This is a genomic window from Bradyrhizobium sp. BRP56 (genome assembly GCF_020194035.1).
In the GTDB taxonomy this organism is placed as follows: domain Bacteria; phylum Pseudomonadota; class Alphaproteobacteria; order Rhizobiales; family Xanthobacteraceae; genus Bradyrhizobium; species Bradyrhizobium australafricanum.
The window spans coordinates 19,771-41,451 of the sequence record NZ_JADYVV010000004.1; the positions used below are offsets into that span (position 1 = coordinate 19,771).

Genomic DNA, 21,681 nt, shown 5'->3' on the forward strand with positions numbered 1-21,681 from the left:
CCGTCCGGAGATTCCAGTTGATAATCCGGACAGACGGTCTATTATTGCATAACCGATGCGAGGGGTAAAGCCTTTCAAGGCTTCCATCGCCGGATCAACCAGCCCCGCAAAAGAGGGCATCATGGGAGGGGAAGATGCGGAAGCCAGTCGTCACGCTTGCCGTGTGGGCGTTCGCGCTCGCCGGCGCGCTCGGAACTGCGAACGCCCAGAAGGCCTATGGTCCCGGGGTCAGTGACAGCGAGATCCTGCTCGGCGCCAACGCGCCCTACAGCGGACCGGCGTCGATCTATGCGAGCTTCCCGAAAACCATGCTCGCCTATTTCACGATGCTGAACGAGAAGGGTGGCATCAACGGCCGCCATATCAACTTCCTGACCCGCGACGACGCCTATAGCCCGCCCAAGACCGTCGAGGTCACGCGCGCGCTGGTCGAGAACGACAAGGTGCTCGCGATCATGGCGCCGTTCGGCACGCCGACCAACGCCGCGATCCAGAAATATCTCAACAGCAATGGCGTCCCGCAACTCCTGGTGCAGAGCGGCGGCACCCGCTGGAACGATCCCAAGCAGTTCCCCTGGACGACGCCCTACTCGCCGACTTACGTCAACGAGTCCCGAATCATCGCGCGCTACGTGCTGCGCGAGAAGCCGGATGCCAGGATCGGCGTGCTGCTGCAGGCCGACGACATCGGCAAGGATTTTGTGCTCGGCCTGAAGGAAGGGCTCGGCGCCAAGGCCGAGACGATGATCGTCAAGGAGGCGATGTATCAGTCGACCGAACCTACGATCGATTCCCAGATCGTGAATTTGAAGGCGTCCGGCGCCGACACCATCCTGATCGCCGCGCAGAACAAGTTCGCCTCGATGGCGATCCGCAAGATCCACGAGCTCGGCTGGAAGCCGCTGATCTTCCTCGGCTCGACCGCGAATTCGATCGCCGGCGTGCTGGTGCCGGCGGGCATCGAGGCCTCGACCGGTATCCTGACCACGACCTCCTACAAGACACCGAACGATCCGGCCTGGGCCAATGACAAGGGCATGACCGACTATCTCGCCTTCGCCGCGAAATATATGCCGGGGATGGACCCGAACGACGTGATCGCGGTGACCGGCTACACCACGGCCCAGCTCGGCGCCATCATCCTGCAGCGCTGCGGCGACAATCTCACGCGCGAGAACGTGCTGAAGCAGGCCACCAACCTCAGCGGCATCGAGCTGCCGATGCTGCTCCCGGGCATCACGATCCAGACCACGCCGCAGGACTACGCAGCGATCACCGAGCGCCGTTTCGCCCGCTTCGACGGCAAGACCTGGGTGCTGTTCGGCGACATCGTGGGCGCGGGCCCGGCCAAGGACTGATCCCGCGCCACCCATCCGACCGAACCGGCTCAAACACAAGGACAAGAACAATGCTGACAGCCCAGGACGATCTCATCGGCCACCAGACGCCGCAACCGTTTGCCAAGGCAGGCGGCGGCGATGTCAGGTTCACCGAGCGCTACTGGTACACCGCGCATCCGATCGACGGCAGCGAACTGCTGATCGACATCGGGCTCGGCTATTACCCGAACCGTAACGTGATGGACGGCTTTGCCGGCATCACCATCGGCCGGCGTCAGCACAATTTCCGTGCCTCGCGCCGGCTCGGGACCCGTCCGCTAGAGACGGAAGTCGGCGGGCTCAGGATCGAGATCGTCGATGGTAACAGCCTGCATAGGATCTCGCTCGCCGACAATCCGTCCGGCATCAGCTTCGCGCTCGAATTCAAGGCGAGCTTTCCGGCGGCGCAGGAGAAGCAGAATTTTCGCGAGCGCAACGGGGTCGTCGAGGAAGACCTCGCGCGCGTCTCGCAATTCGGCCGCTGGCGCGGCTGGATCGTCGCCGACGGCAAGCGTTACGACATCGAGCCCGAGCTGTGGTGGGGGCAGCGCGACCGCTCCTGGGGCCTGCGCTCCGAGATGCGCACCGACGAGACCAGGCCGCCGGTCGCGACCCATCGCAATTTCTTCTGGACCTGGTCGATGTTCCAGTTCGAACAGTCGGCGCTGTCGATCTTCATCAAGGAGCGCACGCCGGGTAAGCCACATTACCTCTCGGGCACCGAGTTCCGCCGCGAAGCCGACGGATCGGTTTCGCATCGCGAAGTCACCTCGGTCGAGCACGCGATCGAATGGGCCGACGACGATCCGCTCGGCCAGACCATCGCGGTGGCCGACTTCACCTTCACTTTCGAGCGCGGCGAGCCGCGCCGCGTCAGGATGCACGGACTGCCGACGCGATTTTATCTGAAGGCCGGCATGTATGGCGGCCTGCAGGGCTGGACCCATGGCGACGACCGCGGCGAGAACCATGCCGCGCACGATATCTGGAACCTCGACGATGCGGCGACGCGCGCCATCGCACGGACGCTGTCGGATCATGTCGTCCGGCTCGAGAGCGGCAACGAGACCGGATTCGGCATCAGCGAATACGGCGTCGCCGCCGGCTATCCGCTCTACCCGGGACCGCAGAAATTCCCGGCGATGTGACCGGGATGGACGGGCAAGGCATGCGCGTCGCGGAGAGCAACGAAGCCGCGTGCGAACCATGGGACAACAAGGAAGCCGAGGCGCTGGTCTCGCTCGAGACCGTCGCACCGCTCCGCTATCGCAGCCGGTTCGGCGACGGCAATCTCAACGGCCGTTCCTACGGCGGCCAGATTCTTGGCCAGGCCATGATGGCCGCAACGCTCAGCGCGCCCGAAGATCGCCCGGCGGCGATGCTGCAGCTCTTGTTCCTGCGCGGCGCCGATCCTGTCAGGCGCATCACGTTTGACGCGGAGGTTCTGCAGGACGGCAAGCGATTCTCCTCCCGCCATATCGTCGGTACGCAAGGCGACGGGCGTACCGTGCTCAGCGCGCAGGCCACATTCTGCACGCCGCAGCCGGGCCCGCGGCACGGTGCCGTTCGCACGATCGGAGGATCCCGAAAGCCTGCCCGATCTGAGCATGATCCCCGACGCGCTGATGGCGCAGTTGCGGCCGCTCGGCCCATATTCCCAGCACATCAAGCCCAGCATGGATTTCCGCATTCCGGAGATCGAACGCCAGCTCTCGGCCACGACGGCAGGGCCATGTCTGCGCTTCTGGATCAGATGCAGGCAACCGCTCGCCGCCGGTTCCCGTGCCCAGGCCGCGGTGTTCGCCTATCTCTCGGATTGGTGGCTTAACTTCTCCAGCGTCGGCGGCCATCTCGGCGGTCTGCAGTCGCGCGCGCCACTCTATCTGTCGAGCCTCAACCATTGCATCTGGTTTCATCGCGTATTTTCGCCTGACGCCTGGATGCATGTCGAAACCGAGAGCCCATGCGCGGATGGCGGCCGCGGGCTGTCGATCGCGCGCGTCCACGACCGTGACGGCGCGATGCTCGCCACCGCGATCCAAGAGACGCTGATGGTCCATCCAGACGGCGATGCGTAGACGCCACGACGGTTGAGCTGATGCCGCGATCGCGGCTTAGTTGCAGTGCCGAGCTACGGCAAGTTCCACCCGGTGTTGAATCCTGGCAACACCGGCCAACAAAATGAACAAACGTTCAGCTTAGCTCGATCGCGACCACGACTGTGCCGCATCCCTGTCAAATCCTGCCTGCGGGTGGCGCAACAAAAACACTTTGGGGAAAACCTACATGCAGCAGGCACCGCTGGCCGCACGGAGTGCGGAATCGTCTGGATATGTTCTCTACTTCCAGCTCGCCAGCAACGGCACGAGGCGCGCGTGCAGTCTGACGATCCAGGCGGAAAGCGCCAACGAGGCGGCGCGGATCTTTCGCGAGAACTGGGGCACGATCGAATCCATGGCCCGCGACGGCGTGAGCACGGGAGTGGTCGGCAAGACGCCGGTCAGCCTGGCGTTGTCGTGAGGCGCATCGCGCAGCCTACGGCAAACCGTACACCTGAGATGTGACAGGACGACGGCTGCAGCCTCGGGCAACGATCGCACGGCCATTTGACGCGCAGACGCGACAAGCAGGTCACGAGGTTCAGGGCTCGCGCACACGCGCGAGCCCTGTCGTGTCTTAGAATGATTCAAATCTATTCCGGTTAGAGAGATTCAAGTCTGCTCCGGTTCTTTTCGCGCACGCCGACTGCTAGAGGCGCGCCGTGAACGAGTTCGCGTGAATCGGAAGTCCAAGAGTGCCTGTGAATGCTGATGGCCGGGTTGTCGGCGACCGTCGAAATGCCGCCGACAAGGGCCGCACCCATCTGCTGATCGGCGCAGCATTCCTGCTCGCCGATGTCGCCTCCCCGGCAACGCCGGCAAACGCCCAATCGAGCGTCCCGTTGCCGCCTGTTTCGGTCGACCAGCCGACGCCGAAGCGCAAGCCGGCCGCCGCGGCAAAGCCGGCGCAGCGAACGCTGGCGGCCGCCGCGGCACGGCAGCGCAGCCGGAATGCCCAACCGGCGCCGCCGACACCGTCGGAGCGCGCGGCAGCTGCCGCCGCGGCGCTCAACGAAGCCAAGCTGCACTACCGCGCGATGCCAAGCCCAACCACGCTGCGCAGCGGCGCCTCGCCGCTGGACACCTCGCAGACGGTCAACGTTGTGCCCGAGCAGGTGCTGAAGGATCAGCTGCCGCGCAACCTCGATGACGCGCTCGCCAATGTCAGCGGCGTCACCCAGGCCAATACGCTGGCCGGCACCCAGGATGCGGTGATGCGCCGCGGCTTCGGCGACAACCGCGACGGCTCGATCATGCGCAACGGCATGCCGCTGGTGCAGGGCCGCAGCCTCAACGCAGCGGTCGAAAGCGTCGAGGTGCTGAAGGGCCCGGCGTCGCTGCTCTACGGCATCATGGATCCCGGCGGCATCGTCAACACGATCAGCAAGCGCCCCGAGCTCTATCAGCACGGCTCGGTGACCCTGCTCGGCTCGACCTATGCCAACTCTAGGACCGGCGCCGACGGCACCATCGATATCACCGGCCCGATCGGCGATGGCGGTCTCGCCTATCGCTTTATCGGCTATGGCGTGAGCGAGGATTACTGGCGCAATTTCGGCCGCCATCGCGAAATGCTGGTCGCGCCGTCGCTGGCCTGGTACGGCGAGAACACCACCATCCAGCTCAACTACGAGCACCGCGAATTCATCACGCCGTTCGACCGCGGCACCGCATTCGATCCCGCGACCAAGGTGCCGCTGGCGATCCCGGCGACGCGGCGGCTCGACGAGCCCTTCAACAACATGTGGGGCACCTCCGACCTGATGCAGGCGTCGGTCGAGCACCGGCTGAACCAGGACTGGAAGCTGTTCGCGGCCTACAGCTACAACACCGAGACCTTCAGCGCCAACCAGCTCCGCATCACCGGCGTCAACGCCAAGACCGGCGTCGAGACCCGCAGCAATGACGGTACCCAGGGCTCGCTCAGCAATGCCAGCTACGGCACCTCCTATTTGCAGGGCAATGTCTGGCTCGGCAACATCCGCAACGAGGTGCTGTTCGGCGGCGACGGCCAGTATCGCACGATCTACCGCGACAACCTGATCCGGCAGGCAACGCCAAGCTTCAACTTCTACAATCCGATCTATGGGCTGATCACGCCGGGGACGACGGTGTCCGCCGCCGACAGCGCGCAGACCGACAAGCTCGGCCAGTGGTCGCTGTTCTTCCAGGACACGCTGCATCTGACCGAGCGCTTCGCGCTGGTCGGCGGTGTACGCTACATGGATTACGACCAGCTCGCCGGCAAGGGCCGCCCGTTCGTCACCAATACCAATGTCTCGGCCGACAAGGTGCTGCCGCTCGGCGGCGCCAGCTTCAAACTCACCGACCAGGTCTCGCTCTATGCGAGCTACACGCAATCGCTGAAACCCACCTCGACCATCGCGCCGCTTACCGGCGGCGTCGTGATCGGCTCCAACATCGCGCCCGAAGAGGGCACCCAATGGGAGACCGGCGTCAAGTTCGACTTCAACAAACAGATCTCCGGCACGCTTGCGCTCTACGACATCGACAAGAAGAACGTGTTGGTTTCGCAACTCAACGCCACGACTGGTATCGTCGAGTACCGTACGGCGGGCAAGGTTCGCTCGCGTGGCGTCGAACTCGACGTCACCGGCAGGCTATCAGACAATTGGAGCATGATCGGCAGCTATGGCTATACCGACGCACGCGTAACCGAGGACCCGACGCTCGCCGGCAAGGCCCTGCAGAACGTCGCGCTGAACACCGCATCGCTCTACCTCGTCTATGATTTCGGCACCACCCTGCCCGGCCGGCTTCGCCTCGGCGGCGGCGCGCGCTATGTCGGCGACCGGCCGGGCGATGCCGCGAACAGCTTCGTGCTGCCGGCCTACACGGTCGCGGACGTGTTTGCGACCTACGAGACCAAGGTCCAGTCGTTCCCGGTCATCTACCAATTCAACGTCAAGAACCTGTTCGACACGGTCTACTACCCTTCGGCCAACAGCATCCTGACGGTCGCGATGGGCGACGCGCGGCGCTTCTCGCTCTCGGCGACGGTGAAATTCTGATGAGTGACGTTTGGCGCCCGATCAAGGCTGCACTGCTGCAGGTCCATTCCCTGGTTGGCCTTGTGCTGGCGCTGCTGTGGGCCGTGGTCGGCCTCACCGGCGCGACGATGGCCTTTGAGGATGAGATCGAGGCCAGCCTGAACAGTCAGATGATGCGCGTCGAGGCCAGTGCGGCCCGGCGGCTCACGCCGGACGAGTTGATCGCGCGGCTAGCGGCGGCGGGCGATTTCGGCAAGGTCTCGGCCGTGACGATGTCGAGCGATCCATCGGCCGCGCACCGCATCCGTTTTGCTCGCAGCGAAGGCGGCACGCGGCCGTCCTCGGTCTATGTCGACCCCTATGATGGGCACGTGCTCGGCTCGCCGCGCGGCGAGGACTTTTTCGCAACCGTCCGCAAGCTGCATCGCTGGCTGCTGTTGCCGGGCGACGGCAATGGCATCGGCCGCAAGATCACCGGCTCAGCCGCAATCTGCCTGATCGTGATGCTGATCACCGGCCTCGTGCTGCGCTGGCCGCGTCGTGCGCGCAGCGTCAAGATGTGGCTGAAGCCGAATCTGGGACTGCGCGGCCGCGGCCTGCATCGCTCGCTGCACGCCGTGATCGGGACCTGGGTGCTGCCGGTCTATCTGGTGATGACGCTGACCGGCCTGTGGTACTCGTTCGAGTGGTACAAGGCCGGCGCCAACTGGCTGTTCGCGCGGCCTCAGGCCGCGGCGAACGCGACGCAGCCCAAACCGCCGCGCGGCGGCGCCGAGAGCAAGGGTGAAGCCAAGACCGAAACGAAGGCCGAGGCAAAGCCGCTTGCCTTCGATCACGTCTGGTCGGCGTTCCTGCAGCAAGAGAACAACAGTTACGGAAGGGCCCTCATAACGCTGCCGCCCGGCGCGGGCACGGCCGTGCGCGTGCGGTCATGGCCGCGGGACTCGTCGCGCGAGGCCGTGCGTGACGAATTCCGTATCGATGCCCTCACCGGCCGCGTCATCTCATCGGATCGCTACGACGACAAGACGTTTGGCGAACGCGTCCTCGCCAGCGTACTCGACATCCACCGCGGCGCCATCCTGGGATGGCCCGGCAAGCTCGCCTTCATGCTGGCCGCCGCCATGACGCCGCTATTCGCCGTGACCGGCCTGCTGCTTTATCTGTCCCGTCGCAGGCACCGGCGGCTCGCGCAGCAGCCGGTCGGCCACCTCGTTCCGGGCGAATGAAGCCGTCTCATCAATTTTGGCGATCAGCGAAATCGCACGCCGCGAGCCGGGCATGTAACTCTGCGTCCGTTTCGGCCGCGAGTTCAAGCAATCCACGATAGGGATCGCTTGATATCCCGAGCACGATAGCGAACGCAGGTTCGGTCTTGAGACCGCCTGCCCTCAATTCGCTGACGGCTCGCCGCAGCCGTCCATCATCCAGTGCAAGCAGCCGCCGTTCGACCTCGAAGTGGATCCAGCCCCGTTGCTGCTCCACCGGACGCTGATCACCGAACAGTTCGAACGGCCAGCCATCGCACACAAAGCGGGCAATCACCGGCCGCGTCCCCGAGGTCCATCGGAAGAGGACGAAATCATCGCACGCTTGATAGTGAGCCCAAACGATATCCGCAAATGCGTTCGGGTCGGACGCATGGCAGACGATATCGATGTCGCTGCCGGGAACGGCAAGGCCGAGCGGCAGCGTTCCGACGATACGGGGATCGAACGGCCTCAGCAGTTCCATCACGGCGGAGCTGGTGACGGCGGATGCGTGGTGCCCGACAGTCATCGCGTGGCATGCCCTCGAGATCGCAGCGACGCATTACCACACGGGCGTGCAACGCGCGAACCTCTGCAAGTGGGCGGGCTTGAAGGGAAGCGGGCCTAAAAAAGTCGCGGGGCGATCTCGACCGCGTTACCGTGGTCGAAAATCGCCCCGCCAAGGCGGACAGGCAAGGCTGCTCGCGCGCCAGCCTGTCCAGCCGATGTCGGAATGATCCGTTCGATCGATCAGCCGAACTGGTTCATCGTGTTGTGGGCGCCGCCCGCCTTGAGGGCAGCCTCACCGGCGAAGTACTCCTTGTGATCGTCGCCGATGTCGGAGCCCGCCATGTTCTGATGCTTGACGCAGGCGATGCCCTGACGGATCTCCGCGCGCTGCACGTTCTTGACGTATCCAAGCATGCCCTGCTCGCCGAAATACTCCCTCGCGAGATTGTCGGTCGACAGCGCAGCCGTGTGATAGGTCGGCAGCGTGATCAGATGGTGGAAGATGCCGGCGCGCTTGGCCGAATCCGCCTGGAAGGTACGGATGCGCTCGTCGGCTTCCTTCGCCAGCGGCGTGTCGTCGTACTCCGCCTTCATCAGCTCGGCGCGGTTATACTTGCTGACGTCCTGGCCGGCTTCCTTCATCGCGTCATAGACCTGCCAACGGAAGTTGAGGGTCCAGTTGAACGACGGCGAGTTGTTGTAGGCCAGCTTCGCATTCGGAATGACCTTGCGGATGCGATCGACCATGCTGGCGATCTGCTCGATATGCGGCTTCTCGGTCTCGATCCACAAGAGGTCGGCGCCGTTCTGCAGCGAGGTGATGCAGTCGAGCACGCAGCGATCCGCACCGGTGCCGGGACGGAACTGGTAGAGGTTGCTGGGCAGACGCTTCGGACGCATCATCTTGCCGTTCTGGTTGATGATGACGTCGCCGTTGCGCGCATTGGCCGCCGTCACTTCCTCGCAGTCGAGGAAGCTGTTGTACTGATCGCCGAGGTCGCCGGGCTTATGGCTCACGGCGATCTGCTGGGTCAGGCCGGCGCCGAGCGAGTCGGTACGGGTCACGATGATGCCGTCTTCGACGCCGAGCTCGAGGAACGCATGGCGGCAGGCGCGGATCTTCGCGATGAACACCTCGTGCGGCACGGTGACCTTGCCGTCCTGGTGGCCGCACTGCTTCTCGTCGGAGACCTGGTTCTCGATCTGCAGCGCGCAGGCGCCCGCCTCGATCATCTTCTTGGCGAGCAGATAGGTCGCCTCGGCATTGCCGAAGCCGGCGTCGATGTCGGCGATGACGGGCACGACGTGGGTCTGGAAGTTGTCGATCTTCTCGATCAACGCCTTTTCCTTGGCCTTGTCGCCTTCCTTGCGCGCCGCGTCGAGCGCGCGGAAGATGTCGTTGAGCTCACGCGAATCCGCCTGGCGCAGGAAGGTGTAGAGCTCTTCGATCAGCGCCGGCACCGAGGTCTTCTCGTGCATCGACTGATCGGGCAGCGGGCCGAACTCGGAGCGCAGCGCCGCGATCATCCAGCCGGACAGATACAGATAGCGGCGGTCGGTATTGCCGAAGTGCTTCTTAATCGAGATCAGCTTCTGCTGGGCGATGAAGCCGTGCCAGCAGCCGAGCGACTGGGTGTACTTGGTGCTGTCGGCGTCATAGGCCGCCATGTCGGCGCGCATCAGCGCAGCCGTGTAACGGGCGACATCCAGACCGGTCTTGAAGCGGTTCTGCAGGCGCATCCGCGCCACGGCTTCGGCGGTGACGCCGTTCCAGGTGTCCTTGGTCTTGAGCAGCGCTTCGGCCGCCTCGATCTCGCTCTGATACGAAGCCGGTCCCTGGATGGCCCGGTCGCTGATCCCGCGCGGTTGGAAGTTCATGTCCGTGATCCCTCGGTGACGAAATAACTGCACCGTTTGTGACGCGCGGCGTCATCGGGAGCTAGACCTGGCGCGGAAAACTTGTCATAACTTACAAGAAACCGATGTATTGTTGTAAGAACCTTACAAACCTTGGATAAGGCGATGGTAACCTCAAGCGCCCGTTCCGTTTTCATGGGCCCGCGGCTGCGCCGGCTGCGGCGCGACCTCGGGCTGACCCAGGCCGACATGGCCGCCGATCTCGAAATTTCGGCCCCCTATGTGGCGCTGCTGGAACGCAACCAGCGCCCGGTGACGGCCGACATGCTGCTGCGGCTTGCCCGCACCTACAAGATCGATCTGGCTGATCTCGCTGGCGATGGCGGTGCCGATCACACCGCCCGCATGCAGTCCGTCCTGAAGGAGCCGATGTTTGCCGACATCGACATCCCCGCGCTTGAGGTCAGCGACCTCGCGGTCAGCTATCCCGGAATGACCGAGGCCTTCCTGCGCCTCTACACCGCCTATCGCGAAGAGCAGCTGGCGCTTGCGGAGCGCAGGGCTCCGGACATGGCGATCGCTTCACCGGGCCAGGAGAACTTTGACGCCAACGATCCCGTTGCGGAGGTCCGACGTTTTCTCGCCGCGCGCCGCAACAATTTTGCCAGCCTCGACGATGCCGCCGAGCGGCTCGTCCACGAACCTGCCGGGCCCGCCGGATTTATCGAGCGGCTTCGGGAGCGACATAAACTCCAGGTCCGCTATCTGCCGCCGAACGTCATGCTGGGTTCGATCAGGCGACTGGACCTTCATCGCAGACAATTGCTGCTGGAGGACTCGCTCGATACCGCGGGCCTCAATTTTCAGCTGGCCAAGCAACTTGCCTATCTGGAACTGGAAAACGAGATCGGCGCCGCCGTCGAAGCCGGCAAGTTCACGACCAAAAGCGCCGAGCTGCTGGCGCGCCGTGCGCTTGCGGCCTACGCTGCCGCCGCACTCATCATGCCGTATTCGGTGTTCGCGAAAGCGGTCGAGGCGCGCCGCTACGATCTGGAGGCACTGGCGCGTCAATTCGGCACCAGCTTCGAGCAGATCGCGCACCGCGTCACGACCTTGCAACGGCCGGGTCTCGAGAAGGTCCCGTTCTTCCTGATCCGGGTCGATCCGGCCGGCAACATTTCCAAGCTGCTTGACGGTGCCGGCTTCCCGTTTGCAAAGCACGGCGGCGCATGTCCGCTGTGGTCAGTGCACGATATCTTCAAGACGCCGCGCCAGATCGTCACGCAATGGCTGGAATTGCCCGACGGACAGCGGTTCTTCTCGATTGCCCGCACCGTGACCGCCGGCGGCGGCGCGTTCGGCGCCATCCGCGTCGAGCGGGCGATCGCGATCGGCTGCGCCGCCGAACATGCGGGCCAGTTGATCTACACGCGCGACGGACAGGGACCGAATGCCGACGAGCCGACGCCGATCGGCGTCGCATGCCGGGTCTGTCATCGGCCGAGATGCGCGGCGCGGTCGGCGCCGCCGATCGGACGCGAGATTCTTCCGGACGATTTCAGGACCTCGAGTGTGCCGTTCGGGTTCTCGGCGGATTGACGAAGTCGATCACCCCTGCGGCCGGTTCGCGTCATACAGCACCCGCACGCGGATCGTGCCGTCGATGGCTTTCAAATCGGCCAGCAGTCCCTCGCCCTCGCCGCCGACCACGTCGGTCTCGAGCACGACATAGCCGACTTCCGGATCGGTCTGCAGATATTGCGCCAGGATGTTGATCCCGTGCCGGGAGACCGCGTCGTTGACCTGGCGCATGACGCCGGGAACGTTGCGATGAACATGGATGAAACGGGTGCCGGTCGGTCGCGCCGGCAATTGCACCTGCGGAAAATTGACCGCGCCGAAGGTCGACCCGACATCGGAATAGTCGATCAGCTTGCGCGCAACTTCGCCGCCGATGCGATCCTGCGCTTCTTCCGTCGAACCGCCGACATGCGGCGTGAGGATGACGTTGGGCAGACCTTGCAGCGGCGAGACAAAGCGCGCCTCGTTCGACACCGGCTCGACCGGAAACACGTCGACCGCAGCACCCGCCAGCCGGCCCTCACGCAGGGCGCTCGCCAGCGCCTCGAGATCGACCACGGTGCCGCGCGAGTTGTTGATCAGATAGGCCTCAGGCTTCATCAGCTGGAGCTGGGCGGCGCCAATCATGTTGGCGGTGGCCGGCGTCTCCGGCACATGCAGCGATACGACATCGCTGGCTGCGAGCAACGCGTCGAGCGATTCGGCGGGCTCGGTATTGCCATGGCGGAGCTTGTCGGTCTGATCAAAATAGATCACGCGCATGCCCATGGCTTCGGCGAGGTTCGACAGCTGCGAGCCGATGTTGCCGTAGCCGACGATGCCGAGCGTCTTGCCGCGCACCTCGCGGCTGCCTTCGGCGGACTTGTCCCAGCCGCCGGCATGTGCGGAGACTGAGCGCGGAAAGATCCGGCGGAACAGCATCACGATCTCGGCGATGGTCAGCTCCGCCACACTTCGGGTGTTGGAGTATGGCGCGTTGAAGACGGGGATTCCCAGCTTCCGCGCGGCGTCGAGATCGACCTGATTGGTGCCGACCGAAAAGCAGCCGACAACGAGCAATCGGTCGGCGGCCTCCAGGATGTCCGCGGTCAACTGGGTCCGCGAGCGAATTCCCAGCATGTGGATGCCCGACAGCGCCTGCCTGAGTTCTTTTGGTCCCAGCGCCTTGGGCAGACGCTGCAGCTCGGTATAGCCGTTCGCCTCGAACATCCGGGCCGCGGATTCGTTCACGCCCTCCAGCAGCAGCACGCGTATTTTGGTCTTGGGAAGCGACAGCATCATCGAGATCCGGATTCGTAAGGTTCGGGCAGATCCTGCCACGAGCGCAGTTTCGACGGATCGCGTGATAGCATGGAAAACGGTCGCGTCAGAAGCGGCCGTGGGCCGCCCGCTCCGCGATTCCCGATGAAGCCTCTCGATCCGCGCATCCAGGCGCGGAACGGGAACCCGTTCAGTCAAAGGTCCTGGCCAATTCGCCGGCAGGAGCCGCGTTTGTGGCTCCTGGGGCGCTCGAAAACCTGCTCCGGCTCACGGGCCGGAGCTCCATTCGTGCTCAGCGCGGCGCCGAGGGTTATTGTCTGGCGCGGCAGTTTCACTCCGCCGTTCCGGCGCCGCAAGCCTGCGGCTGTCTCACTGGCAAGGATACCGCCGGCCGTCCTTTGCCTGGAACGTATTCGAGGCCGCATCGTAGGAGCGATAGCGCTGGGCGCAGGACGCCGCGTGCTGCTGGGCGGCGGCAGCTTCCTGCTGCGCGGCGGCGTTGGCTGCACCGGCCGCGATGACGCCGCCGATGAGACCACCGACCAATCCACCGACGGCCGCGCCGCCGCCATTGTCATAGCACTGCCCGTAACGGCACCAGACCTTCTCGGTCAACGACGGCACTGCCGCCGCAACGCCGGCAGCGTGCTGCAACGGAGCCGAAATGGCGGAGGCCGAAAACGCCATGGCACCGGTGGCGGCCATCAAAACAACTTTCACAAAGCGAGCCCTACTCATCACATCTCCTGCTTCATTGCTGTCGGCGCAGGCCGGCACCTGCGTCCCGATTCCCTCGACATGGATGGGCTCGTCTGGTTCCGGACCGGACGACACCCGGACACGCGCGGCCGGTTACAATTCGCGCGTCAGCCTGCTTCACGGATGGGCGGCGTTCATTGGCCGGCCGCGTTCACGACGCGGCAGAGGTTATCGCCGACACCCGGAGCCAACTGTCCCGGCGGCAAGCTGAAGGTCGCATCGACGCGGCTACCCTTGCCGTCCTTGCGGACGACGACCTGCAACGTTTGTGGCCGGCCGGATCCGGTGGTCTCCTGCTGGGTGGTCAGCGTGCCGAGTTTCTTGTCGACGTTTACGCCGACAAAGCCCTCCGCCAGAACGGCACGGGACACCTTGTCGAGGGCGGCACCGGGATTGACCGCCGGAAAGATCATCCAGGTCTTGTGCGTCATGCCCGTTACCATGGGAACGCCGGTGCTCTGGACGTGATCCGCGCAACCATCGGCCAGCGCAGGCATGGACGAAAGAACTGTAAGCGCGAGTACGCAAGTAATCCTTGTAAGCATGCTCTCATAACCCGTTTGAGTTGGTCGTGACGATTTAGGCCAAATGGGCTACGAGTCCATGGACGACGTCGCATTCCGGATGGAGGCCTTCGGATTGTGGCTAGAACAGTCGATCGCGAATGCTGTGCATTCGCTGCGGCTCTCGAACGTTGGCGCGGCGGATTGAATCGGAACTGTCGCGCGATGCAGGCGAGCGGATGAGATCTAATGTCAGCTTTCGCGGCTCGATTGCGCGATCTGGATATTCTGTTCGTCATTCGGACATTGAAGGAATTGTGAGAAAGGGCACGCGCCCCGAAATCACCTAAGCTGTGCTAGTGTGTGGACGGCGCCCTGAACGGTGGAAGACCGGCTTGATGGATCGGGCAATCCGCGAACAGCAAAACATCCGATGGTTGGGATTTGATGGTCGAAGACGTACTCGCTGCACCTCCCACGCGATCGGGATCTTCGTTCGAAGAACTCCTTGAAATGCTCCACCCCCACGGGATCAATGCGCATTCCTCGCCGCGGCCTGACGAATCGTTTCGCTGGCATGCGGATATAGCCATCGGCGCGGAAATTGACGTCGTGCGGGCCGATCTGTCGGCCGGTTGGGATTGGCGCTATTCATACGAGAATTCTGCCGGAGAGCTTGCAATAAGCCTGCTGAATGCCGGCCAGGCCGAAATGCTCATTGCAGGAAAGAGCATCCAGCGGACTCCCTCCGAGATCGCCATCGTGCCCCTTCCAACGATGCAAGCGCAGCGGGTCGAAGCGGTCGATGGACGATACTCAAGCGTCACGCTCACCTTGCATACGGGCGTAGTTGCCAAGGTGCTGTCTGCGACGTTCGGGAGCACAGCGCTGGAAGATCTCAACCTGACGCCGATCGTCGACTTGTCGACCGGCGTTGGACAGACCCTTCTTCAGCTTGTCCGTACGAGCACCACCGGTCTGTATGACGGGATCCTGGTACGCTCTCCGAAAGCCAGCGCGCTGCTATCCGAAGCGGCGATACAGCTCATCCTTGAGAACGTCCCCCATCGGTTGACCGACCGGTTGAGCCGCCACCCGCTGGATGCGCCGCCGCGCTACATTCGCCGTGCCGTCGAGTATATGCGGGCCAATCCGCATCTGCCTCTGACGATATCGGATATTGCCGCAACGGTTGGGGTCAGCAGCCGTTTGCTGCAATTGGGCTTCCGCAAAATTCACGGCACGACGCCGGTCGCCTATTTGCGGCAAATTCGGCTGGAGGCAATCCACGATGAGCTGTCGCGACCGGAGAACATGCTCCCGATCAGCGAAGTGGCGCTGAAGTGGGGCTTTACCCATATGGGCCGTTTCGCTGCGGTGTACCGCTCGGCTTTTGGCCTGTATCCGTCCGATACGGTCCGGCGCGCGCGAGGGTTCTGCAGCTAGGCAGGCGGTTGTCGAGCCAGGCTGCGGCGGATCAGCAAATAGCCGTCCCAGACGCCTTGTCGAACAAGTGCGTTCGCTCAAGATCGAGCGCGACGTCGATGACATGATCCGGTTCCGCGGCGACGCCGACCGGCATTTGCGCCGTGAACACGAATGGGCCGACGGTCCCGATCACCAGCGTGTGCGGTCCGAGCGGCTCCACGTCTTTCACAAGGATCCGGATCGAAGAGCCCGCCGGCGCGTCTTGCCGCAACACATGGTCGGGCCGGACGCCGAGCACCACGGGCTTGCCGATGCTGCCGGCATAGGCCGCCTCGCGTGACTTCGGCACTCTCAACGCCGTGCCCGACGGCTCGGTAAAAATGAGCACGCCGTCGCGGGCGACGAGCTCGCCATGGATGAAATTCATGCTGGGCGCGCCCATGAAGCCGGCGACGAAGAGATTGCTGGGCTTCTCGTAGATCGTGATCGGATCGGCCGCCTGTTCGATCCGGCCGCGGTTCATCACCACGACGCGGTCGGCCATGGTCATGGCTTCGACCTGGTCGTGCGTGACATAGACGATCGTCTTGGCGAGACGGCGGTGCAGCGCCTTGATCTCGGTCCGCATCTCGATGCGGAGCTTGGCGTCGAGATTGGACAATGGCTCGTCGAACAGAAACACATCCGGGCTGCGCACGATGGCGCGGCCGATCGCCACGCGCTGGCGCTGCCCGCCCGAGAGCTGTTTGGGCCGGCGCTGCAGATATTGTTCGAGGTCAAGCACGCGTGCCACGTCATTGACGGCCTTCTCGATGCTGGCGCGCGATTCGCCGCGCACCTTCATGCCGTAGCCGATGTTCTCTCCGACCGTCATATGCGGATAGAGCGCGTAGTTCTGGAACACCATCGCGCAATTGCGCAAGCCGGGACGCAATTGCGTCACGTCGCGATTGCCGATGCGGATGGTTCCGCTCGTCACCGCCTCCAGTCCCGCGATCATGCGCAACGTCGTGGTCTTGCCGCAGCCGGACGGGCCGACAAGCACGACAAACTCCTCGTCGGCCACGTTGAGGTCGAGCCCTTCGATGATCTTGTAGGGTCCGTATGCCTTGCTGACGTTCTCGATCTCGACGTGCGCCATGGAATCCTTTTCCGTCCCTTCGTCGACGGCAAGTAAAGTCCCGGACGATGCTCGCGCATCATCCGGGACGTCTCGCTGGAAAGCTAGTTCTTCGGCGGAAGACCCATCGCCGCGCGATAGGCCGCGAGCTGCTTGGCCCGGCCGAACTCGTCGGTCAGCCGATTCCACTCCTTGGCCATCGCGTCGAGCGCCGCCTGCGGCGTGGTCTGGCCGGCCAGCGCCTTGCCGAGCTCGATCTCGACCACCTCGGTGTAAGAGAAGTAGCCGGGCAGACGCATGTCGAGCGCGACGTTCTTGGCATTGATGGAGTCGGATTGCGCGCCGAGATATTCCTTGGCCTCTTCCGGCGAGAAGATCTTGCTCCACAGTTGCAGATTGGCAGTGTGCGATTTGCGATAGGGATTGACGCCGCTGCCGCCGGTGATCGCAGCCTGGCCCGACACTTCAGGGCTTGTCAGTGTCTTGACGAAATCCCATGCCGCCTTCTGGTTCTTGCCGGCCTTCGGCACCGCGATCTGCCAGCCGCCGAATGCCATGAACGGGCCCGGAAGCACGCTCGGGAACTTGTCCCACTTCTTGGTCTTGGCGTTCCAGATCTCGTCCGAGCCGGGCAGCATCGCCGAACCGACCTTGCCCGAGATCTTCGACTGCTTCGGGTCGGCGGCGATGACGCCGGTGTCGCCCCAGCCGATCGATTCCGCTACCTGGCCGCCGGCCACGGCGGCGTTCACCTCGCCGAACGAGAAATTCAGCGCGTTGGGCGGCCCGAGCTTCGATGCCCTGATGTATTCCTCGAGCCCCTTCACCCAGCCCGGATTGTTGATCTGCGCGTCCATCGTCTCGGGATCGAAGAACATCGCGCCCGGATAGTTCGGATTGTTGGCGTAGGCCGCCGCATGGCTGAAGAAGAACCAGAACTGCTGACCGCCGCGGCGGAAGGCTTCGGCCGTTCCCCACAGCCCCTTGTCGGGCCGCTGGAAAAACTCCGCAATGTCGAGATACTGCTTCCAGGTCTTCGGCGGCGCGAGGTCGTAGCCGTATTTGGCCTTGAAGGCGTCCTTCTCCTTGGGATCGCTGAACAGGTCGGTGCGGTAGGTATAGGTGTGGACGTCGCCATCCATCGACTGCGAGTAGATCTTGCCTTCCCACACCATCAGCCGTTCGCGATAGGCCGGCTCGATATCGTCCCAGTCCTTGCCGGACTGCATCTCCTTCGGCATCTCGCTGAGATAGGGCACAAAATCAGGCAGCCAGGCCGGCGCGAAGCTGACGAGGTCGAACGTCGCATCCGACGCCGTCAGCGATGTCGCGATCTTCGGATAGAGCTCGGACCACGGGAATTCGACGACATTGACCTTGCCGCAGGTCTTCTTGGCCCATTCGTCCGCGCCGAGCTTGAGCGCGGAGGCAATATACGGCCCGGTCTGCGACGCCACCGTCAGGGTGACGCCGGTATAGTCCGGACTGCAGGCAGCATTCGCCTGGCTCGCGGCACAGGCCATCGCGAGCGAGGTGGTCAGCATCAGGAACGTCCGTCGCAACATCGTCTAGTCCTCCCTACAAGGTTTTTTGCTATTTGATGGCCCCGAGCAGCAGGCCCGACCGCATCATCCGGCTGAGGAGGCCCGCCATGATCATCATGGGAACGATGGCGACGAGCGCCGCAGCCGATATCGCCCACCATTCGTCGCCGCGCTGGCTGTTCTGTCCCGCCACCAGGATAGGCAGCGTCTGCCATCTGGAATTGGTCAGGAACAGCGCGAACAGAAACTCGTTCCAGACGAAGGCCAGCGTGATCATGAACGTCGCGAGCAACCCGTTCATCGACATCGGCACCACGATGCCGAAGAAGATGCGCCAGCTCGGCACATTGTCGACCATCGCCGCCTCCTCAACCTCGATCGGCACAGCCTCGAAGAAGTCGCGCATCAGCCAGACGACGATCGGCAGCGAGAAAGCGACGTAGCACAGCGTCAGGCCGACAAAGCTGTCGATCAGCTGGAAGCCGAGCCGGCCGACCTCGCTGTAGAGCAGATACAGCGCAAAGGCGGTGACGATGGGCGGGAACATGCGCTGGCTGACGAACCAGAACAGGATGTCCTCGTTGCCGAGGATCGGTCCTGGCAACGGCAGTCGGTTGGCGGCGACGGCCACGATCAGCGCGATCGGAAAGGCCAGCAACAGGGCCTGCGGGCGGGTGAACCCGAACGTCGTGTTGAACAGCAGGTAGCCGCCGAGCGCGAGCAGGAAGAACACGAGGCCCGCGCCGAAGCGGACCTTGAACTCGAACCGCACCAGCGCATAGGCCGCCATCGCGCCGATCGCCGTGGCGATCGCCGCCGCGGACAGGCCAACGATGGTCGAGTTCAGGAAGGGCCGGAAGAACTCGCCGCGGATGCCCTGATAGAGATCGATGAAGGGCTGCAAGGTCGGCGTGAAGTCGATGAACGGCAGATAGGTAGGTCCGCCGACGACGCCGGGCGGCGTCTTGAATGCGGTCACCACCACCCAATAGAGCGGAAACACCGTGATCAGACACCAGATGAGAACGCCGGCAGCGACCAGGCGGCGGCCCCATGGCGACAGTCCCGTCAAGCCCTGCCCGCTCATCGGCGCTTCTCCAGATGCGGCCGCAGCAGCGCCAGATAGGTGACACCGATGATCGTGATCGCGATCAGGAACAGGAAGCTGAGCGCCGATGTGTAGCCGAGATTGAACTTCTTGAAGCCTTCCTGATAGGCGAACAGCGTCAGCGTCTCGGTGTCGACGCCCGGCCCGCCGCCGGTCATCACGAACACCGTGTCCATGATCTTGTAGCTCTCGATCAGGCGAATGAAGACGACGGCAGCCGAGATCGGCAGCATCATCGGAAAGGTGATGCCCCAGAACTGCTGCCAGGCGCTGGCATTCTCGAGCTCGGCGGCCTCGTACACGTCTTCGGGAAGCGTTTGCAGCCCGGCCAGCATCATCAGGATGACGAACGGGGTCCACTGCCAGACCTCGACCGCGATGATGCAGGCGAGTGCCCAATGTCCATTGGTAAGGAACGGCAGGTTCACGAGGCCGAACTTCGACAGGAACTGATTGAGCGGTCCCATCGTCGGATTGAAGATCATGCGCGCCACCAGCGCGACCGCGACGGGCGCCAGCAGCATCGGCAGCAGCAGGGCGACGCGGAACAGCCGCTCGCCCGGCACCCGCGCGTTCAAGGCCAGGGCGACGCCGAATCCGATCGCGTATTGCAGCCCGACCGCAATCAGCGCAATCAGCGTTGTGGTGAAGAGCGCATTCCAGAACCGCGGCTCCTGCAACAACGTCGCATAATTGCCGAGCCAGACGACGCGCGGCGGGATCGGCGGAATCAGGCGGTAGCTGAGGAAGCTCGTGGTCAGCGAATAGATCAGCGGAAAAATCGAGATCGCCAGCACGACGAGCACCGCCGGCCAGATGAAGACATGCTTGATCGGATCATTCCGCATCATCGCAGCATCATCCCCTCAGCAGCGCTTCGATCTCCGCGCGCCGCGGCATCGCGGGCGCGGTGCCCGGCCGGGTCACCGAGATTCCCGCCGTAGCCGAACCGAAGCGCGCGGCCTCGAGCGGATCGACGCCGTCCGCGAGCGCCGCCGCGAAGCCGCCGACGAAGGCATCGCCCGCCCCGGTGGTTTCGACGACCGTGCCGGCCGCGAAGGGCGGCACGTGCAGCGAGCGATCCCGCGCATGGAATAGCGCGCCGCGCTCGCCGAGGGTGATCAGCGCCGTGCCGGCGCCTTTGGCCAACAGGGCGTCGCCGGCGCGGCGGGCGCCGGCGAGGTCGCCCACCGCGATGCCTGTGAGCGCTTCGGCCTCGGTCTCGTTGGGAACGACATAATCGCACAGCGCAAACAGGCCATCGTCGAATTGGATCGCCGGTGCCGGATTGAACACCGTGATGCTGCCGGCGGCGCGCGCGATCTCGAGCCCGCGGCGCGCTGCATCGACCGGCTGCTCGAGCTGCGTCACGAACACGCGACTGTCGCGGATCGCGTCCGCCACCGCGTCGACATCGGCCGGGCCGATACCGCCCGCTGCACCCGGCACCACGATGATGGCGTTGTCGCCGCGCGTCTCATGGACATAGATAAACGCCGCGCCGGTCGGCGCATCCGCGGTCCTGGCCACGCGCGGCCGGATTCCCTCGGCCTCCCAGGTCCTGATCGCAAGCTCGCCGAAGGCGTCGCTGCCGATCCGGGAGATGAAGCTCACGCCGGCGCCGGCCCGCGCGGCCGCGACAGCCTGGTTGGATCCCTTGCCGCCGGGCCCCATCGCGAATCCTGAACCGGCGATGGTCTCGCCGATCGCCGGCATGTTGCCGGCGCGGAACGCCAAGTCTACGACGAAGACGCCGAGGACGGCGACGCCACTCTTGCTCATCTCGTCACTCCCCGTCCGGCCCGATCACGCCCTTGCTGAACAGGAAGCAGCCGTAGAAGCGCCGCTCGCCCGTCGCGATCACGCAATAGGCCGTCTTCGCCTTCTCGTAGAAAGCGTGGCGCTCGACGCCGACCAGCGGCCAGGACCGTCCCTCCGCGCGATCGATCGCGGCCTGCACCTCGCGCTGCACGGGTGGAACTTCCTGAGCCTGGCCGACAATCTCCATGCGGATCGCGGCATCGTCGACAAATGTATCGAGCGGCATCACCGACAGGATCGCCTCGATCGCCCTGGCCGCGCTGACATTGTCGATGCGCAGCAACCGGCCGAGAACTGTCTGCCGCGCGATCGAGTCGGCTGGAAAATTGGTATCGCACACCACCAGGCGATCACCATGCCCCATCGCCCGCAGGGCATAGAGCACGTCGGCATTGAGCAGTGGATCGATGCCCTTGAGCATGTTGCGTCCCTCCCTTGTCTTCAAACTCGC

At 64.1% G+C, this 21,681-nt stretch carries 20 protein-coding genes; 8 read left to right on the forward strand and 12 right to left on the reverse strand.

The features are described 5' to 3' along the window. The first annotated feature begins 134 nt into the window (after positions 1 to 134). Positions 135 to 1,358 carry an ABC transporter substrate-binding protein gene (locus I6F38_RS04535; protein ID WP_225159233.1) on the forward strand — a complete coding sequence of 408 codons (1,224 nt, stop codon included), beginning with the start codon at positions 135 to 137 and terminating at the stop codon, positions 1,356 to 1,358. A 50-nt stretch (positions 1,359 to 1,408) separates the two neighbouring features. Next, on the forward strand, positions 1,409 to 2,527 hold the full coding sequence (locus tag I6F38_RS04540) for a hypothetical protein (protein WP_225159234.1): 1,119 nt from the start codon (positions 1,409 to 1,411) through the stop codon (positions 2,525 to 2,527). On the opposite strand, the gene I6F38_RS43925 is transcribed toward I6F38_RS04540, so the two are convergent. Continuing rightward, positions 2,494 to 3,069, reverse strand: coding sequence for a hypothetical protein (locus I6F38_RS43925; RefSeq protein ID WP_276573475.1), 576 nt, complete (start codon positions 3,067 to 3,069; stop codon positions 2,494 to 2,496). The genes I6F38_RS04540 and I6F38_RS43925 overlap by 34 nt on opposite strands. On the opposite strand from I6F38_RS43925, the gene I6F38_RS04550 reads away from it, so the two are divergent. From I6F38_RS04550 to I6F38_RS04565, 4 genes are all read left to right on the forward strand, one after another. After that, positions 3,056 to 3,457 carry a hypothetical protein gene (locus I6F38_RS04550; protein ID WP_346657088.1) on the forward strand — a complete coding sequence of 134 codons (402 nt, stop codon included), beginning with the start codon at positions 3,056 to 3,058 and terminating at the stop codon, positions 3,455 to 3,457. The genes I6F38_RS43925 and I6F38_RS04550 overlap by 14 nt on opposite strands. Before the next feature lie 208 nt (positions 3,458 to 3,665). After that, the gene (locus I6F38_RS04555; protein ID WP_159109512.1) at positions 3,666 to 3,899 is read left to right on the forward strand and encodes a hypothetical protein; all 234 of its coding nucleotides are present in this window, start codon (positions 3,666 to 3,668) and stop codon (positions 3,897 to 3,899) included. 280 nt (positions 3,900 to 4,179) lie between these two features. Then, a complete protein-coding gene (locus I6F38_RS04560) occupies positions 4,180 to 6,510 on the forward strand; it encodes a TonB-dependent siderophore receptor (protein ID WP_225159340.1) in 2,331 nt (776 codons plus the stop codon). Further along, positions 6,510 to 7,718: a PepSY-associated TM helix domain-containing protein gene (locus I6F38_RS04565; RefSeq protein ID WP_225159236.1), complete on the forward strand. Its 1,209-nt coding sequence runs from the start codon at positions 6,510 to 6,512 to the stop codon at positions 7,716 to 7,718. Before I6F38_RS04560 ends, I6F38_RS04565 begins: the two co-directional genes overlap by 1 nt. A gap of 10 nt (positions 7,719 to 7,728) precedes the next feature. Here the strand turns inward: I6F38_RS04565 and I6F38_RS04570 are convergent, their stop codons facing one another. Beyond that, a complete protein-coding gene (locus tag I6F38_RS04570) occupies positions 7,729 to 8,268 on the reverse strand; it encodes a DUF4269 domain-containing protein (protein ID WP_225159237.1) in 540 nt (179 codons plus the stop codon). Between the two features lie 221 nt (positions 8,269 to 8,489). Further along, positions 8,490 to 10,127: an isocitrate lyase gene (locus I6F38_RS04575; RefSeq protein ID WP_074125889.1), complete on the reverse strand. Its 1,638-nt coding sequence runs from the start codon at positions 10,125 to 10,127 to the stop codon at positions 8,490 to 8,492. 144 nt (positions 10,128 to 10,271) lie between these two features. Between I6F38_RS04575 and I6F38_RS04580 the strand changes: the two genes are divergently transcribed. Continuing rightward, positions 10,272 to 11,705 (forward strand): helix-turn-helix transcriptional regulator, encoded by a 1,434-nt coding sequence (locus I6F38_RS04580; RefSeq protein WP_225159238.1) that lies wholly within the window; start codon positions 10,272 to 10,274, stop codon positions 11,703 to 11,705. A 9-nt stretch (positions 11,706 to 11,714) separates the two neighbouring features. Here the strand turns inward: I6F38_RS04580 and serA are convergent, their stop codons facing one another. The 3 genes from serA to I6F38_RS04595 form a co-directional block, all read right to left on the reverse strand. Continuing rightward, entirely contained in the window at positions 11,715 to 12,968 is a 1,254-nt protein-coding gene (gene serA, locus I6F38_RS04585; RefSeq protein ID WP_225159239.1) for a phosphoglycerate dehydrogenase, read from the reverse strand. A gap of 348 nt (positions 12,969 to 13,316) precedes the next feature. After that, complete coding sequence (locus tag I6F38_RS04590) at positions 13,317 to 13,685, reverse strand: BA14K family protein (RefSeq protein WP_225159240.1); 369 nt, start codon at positions 13,683 to 13,685, stop codon at positions 13,317 to 13,319. Positions 13,686 to 13,840: 155 nt separating this feature from the next. Next, positions 13,841 to 14,203 carry a hypothetical protein gene (locus I6F38_RS04595; protein WP_225159241.1) on the reverse strand — a complete coding sequence of 121 codons (363 nt, stop codon included), beginning with the start codon at positions 14,201 to 14,203 and terminating at the stop codon, positions 13,841 to 13,843. A gap of 453 nt (positions 14,204 to 14,656) precedes the next feature. Here I6F38_RS04595 and I6F38_RS04600 point away from each other — a divergent pair, with 453 nt between their 5' ends. Then, the gene (locus I6F38_RS04600) at positions 14,657 to 15,655 is read left to right on the forward strand and encodes an AraC family transcriptional regulator (protein WP_225159242.1); all 999 of its coding nucleotides are present in this window, start codon (positions 14,657 to 14,659) and stop codon (positions 15,653 to 15,655) included. Positions 15,656 to 15,686: 31 nt separating this feature from the next. Here the strand turns inward: I6F38_RS04600 and ugpC are convergent, their stop codons facing one another. The 6 genes from ugpC to I6F38_RS04630 form a co-directional block, all read right to left on the reverse strand. Next, a complete protein-coding gene (gene ugpC / locus I6F38_RS04605; RefSeq protein WP_225159243.1) occupies positions 15,687 to 16,778 on the reverse strand; it encodes a sn-glycerol-3-phosphate ABC transporter ATP-binding protein UgpC in 1,092 nt (363 codons plus the stop codon). Positions 16,779 to 16,861: 83 nt separating this feature from the next. Next, on the reverse strand, positions 16,862 to 18,301 hold the full coding sequence (locus I6F38_RS04610) for an extracellular solute-binding protein (RefSeq protein ID WP_346657090.1): 1,440 nt from the start codon (positions 18,299 to 18,301) through the stop codon (positions 16,862 to 16,864). A 49-nt stretch (positions 18,302 to 18,350) separates the two neighbouring features. Continuing rightward, the gene (locus tag I6F38_RS04615; RefSeq protein ID WP_225159245.1) at positions 18,351 to 19,388 is read right to left on the reverse strand and encodes a carbohydrate ABC transporter permease; all 1,038 of its coding nucleotides are present in this window, start codon (positions 19,386 to 19,388) and stop codon (positions 18,351 to 18,353) included. After that, a complete protein-coding gene (locus tag I6F38_RS04620; RefSeq protein ID WP_038387425.1) occupies positions 19,385 to 20,260 on the reverse strand; it encodes a sugar ABC transporter permease in 876 nt (291 codons plus the stop codon). The genes I6F38_RS04615 and I6F38_RS04620 overlap by 4 nt, the downstream gene beginning before the upstream one ends. Positions 20,261 to 20,267: 7 nt before the next feature. Continuing rightward, complete coding sequence (locus tag I6F38_RS04625) at positions 20,268 to 21,191, reverse strand: ribokinase (protein ID WP_225159246.1); 924 nt, start codon at positions 21,189 to 21,191, stop codon at positions 20,268 to 20,270. Between the two features lie 4 nt (positions 21,192 to 21,195). After that, on the reverse strand, positions 21,196 to 21,651 hold the full coding sequence (locus tag I6F38_RS04630) for an RbsD/FucU family protein (RefSeq protein ID WP_225159247.1): 456 nt from the start codon (positions 21,649 to 21,651) through the stop codon (positions 21,196 to 21,198). Positions 21,652 to 21,681: the final 30 nt, after the last annotated feature.

Bases quoted from the DNA above. Each gene is read 5' to 3' on its own strand.
- I6F38_RS04620 (WP_038387425.1), bottom strand. From the start codon at position 20,260: ATGATGCGGAATGATCCGATCAAGCATGTCTTCATCTGGCCGGCGGTG.
- I6F38_RS04630 (WP_225159247.1), bottom strand. From the start codon at position 21,651: ATGCTCAAGGGCATCGATCCACTGCTCAATGCCGACGTGCTCTATGCC.
- I6F38_RS04625 (WP_225159246.1), bottom strand. From the start codon at position 21,191: ATGAGCAAGAGTGGCGTCGCCGTCCTCGGCGTCTTCGTCGTAGACTTG.
- I6F38_RS04570 (WP_225159237.1), bottom strand. From the start codon at position 8,268: ATGACTGTCGGGCACCACGCATCCGCCGTCACCAGCTCCGCCGTGATG.
- I6F38_RS04535 (WP_225159233.1), top strand. From the start codon at position 135: ATGCGGAAGCCAGTCGTCACGCTTGCCGTGTGGGCGTTCGCGCTCGCC.
- I6F38_RS04615 (WP_225159245.1), bottom strand. From the start codon at position 19,388: ATGAGCGGGCAGGGCTTGACGGGACTGTCGCCATGGGGCCGCCGCCTG.
- I6F38_RS04580 (WP_225159238.1), top strand. From the start codon at position 10,272: ATGGTAACCTCAAGCGCCCGTTCCGTTTTCATGGGCCCGCGGCTGCGC.
- I6F38_RS04590 (WP_225159240.1), bottom strand. From the start codon at position 13,685: ATGAGTAGGGCTCGCTTTGTGAAAGTTGTTTTGATGGCCGCCACCGGT.
- I6F38_RS04540 (WP_225159234.1), top strand. From the start codon at position 1,409: ATGCTGACAGCCCAGGACGATCTCATCGGCCACCAGACGCCGCAACCG.
- ugpC (WP_225159243.1), bottom strand. From the start codon at position 16,778: ATGGCGCACGTCGAGATCGAGAACGTCAGCAAGGCATACGGACCCTAC.
- I6F38_RS04575 (WP_074125889.1), bottom strand. From the start codon at position 10,127: ATGAACTTCCAACCGCGCGGGATCAGCGACCGGGCCATCCAGGGACCG.
- I6F38_RS04595 (WP_225159241.1), bottom strand. From the start codon at position 14,203: ATGCCTGCGCTGGCCGATGGTTGCGCGGATCACGTCCAGAGCACCGGC.
- I6F38_RS04610 (WP_346657090.1), bottom strand. From the start codon at position 18,301: ATGCTGACCACCTCGCTCGCGATGGCCTGTGCCGCGAGCCAGGCGAAT.
- I6F38_RS04565 (WP_225159236.1), top strand. From the start codon at position 6,510: ATGAGTGACGTTTGGCGCCCGATCAAGGCTGCACTGCTGCAGGTCCAT.
- I6F38_RS04555 (WP_159109512.1), top strand. From the start codon at position 3,666: ATGCAGCAGGCACCGCTGGCCGCACGGAGTGCGGAATCGTCTGGATAT.
- I6F38_RS04600 (WP_225159242.1), top strand. From the start codon at position 14,657: ATGGTCGAAGACGTACTCGCTGCACCTCCCACGCGATCGGGATCTTCG.
- serA (WP_225159239.1), bottom strand. From the start codon at position 12,968: ATGATGCTGTCGCTTCCCAAGACCAAAATACGCGTGCTGCTGCTGGAG.
- I6F38_RS43925 (WP_276573475.1), bottom strand. From the start codon at position 3,069: ATGCGGAAATCCATGCTGGGCTTGATGTGCTGGGAATATGGGCCGAGC.
- I6F38_RS04550 (WP_346657088.1), top strand. From the start codon at position 3,056: ATGGATTTCCGCATTCCGGAGATCGAACGCCAGCTCTCGGCCACGACG.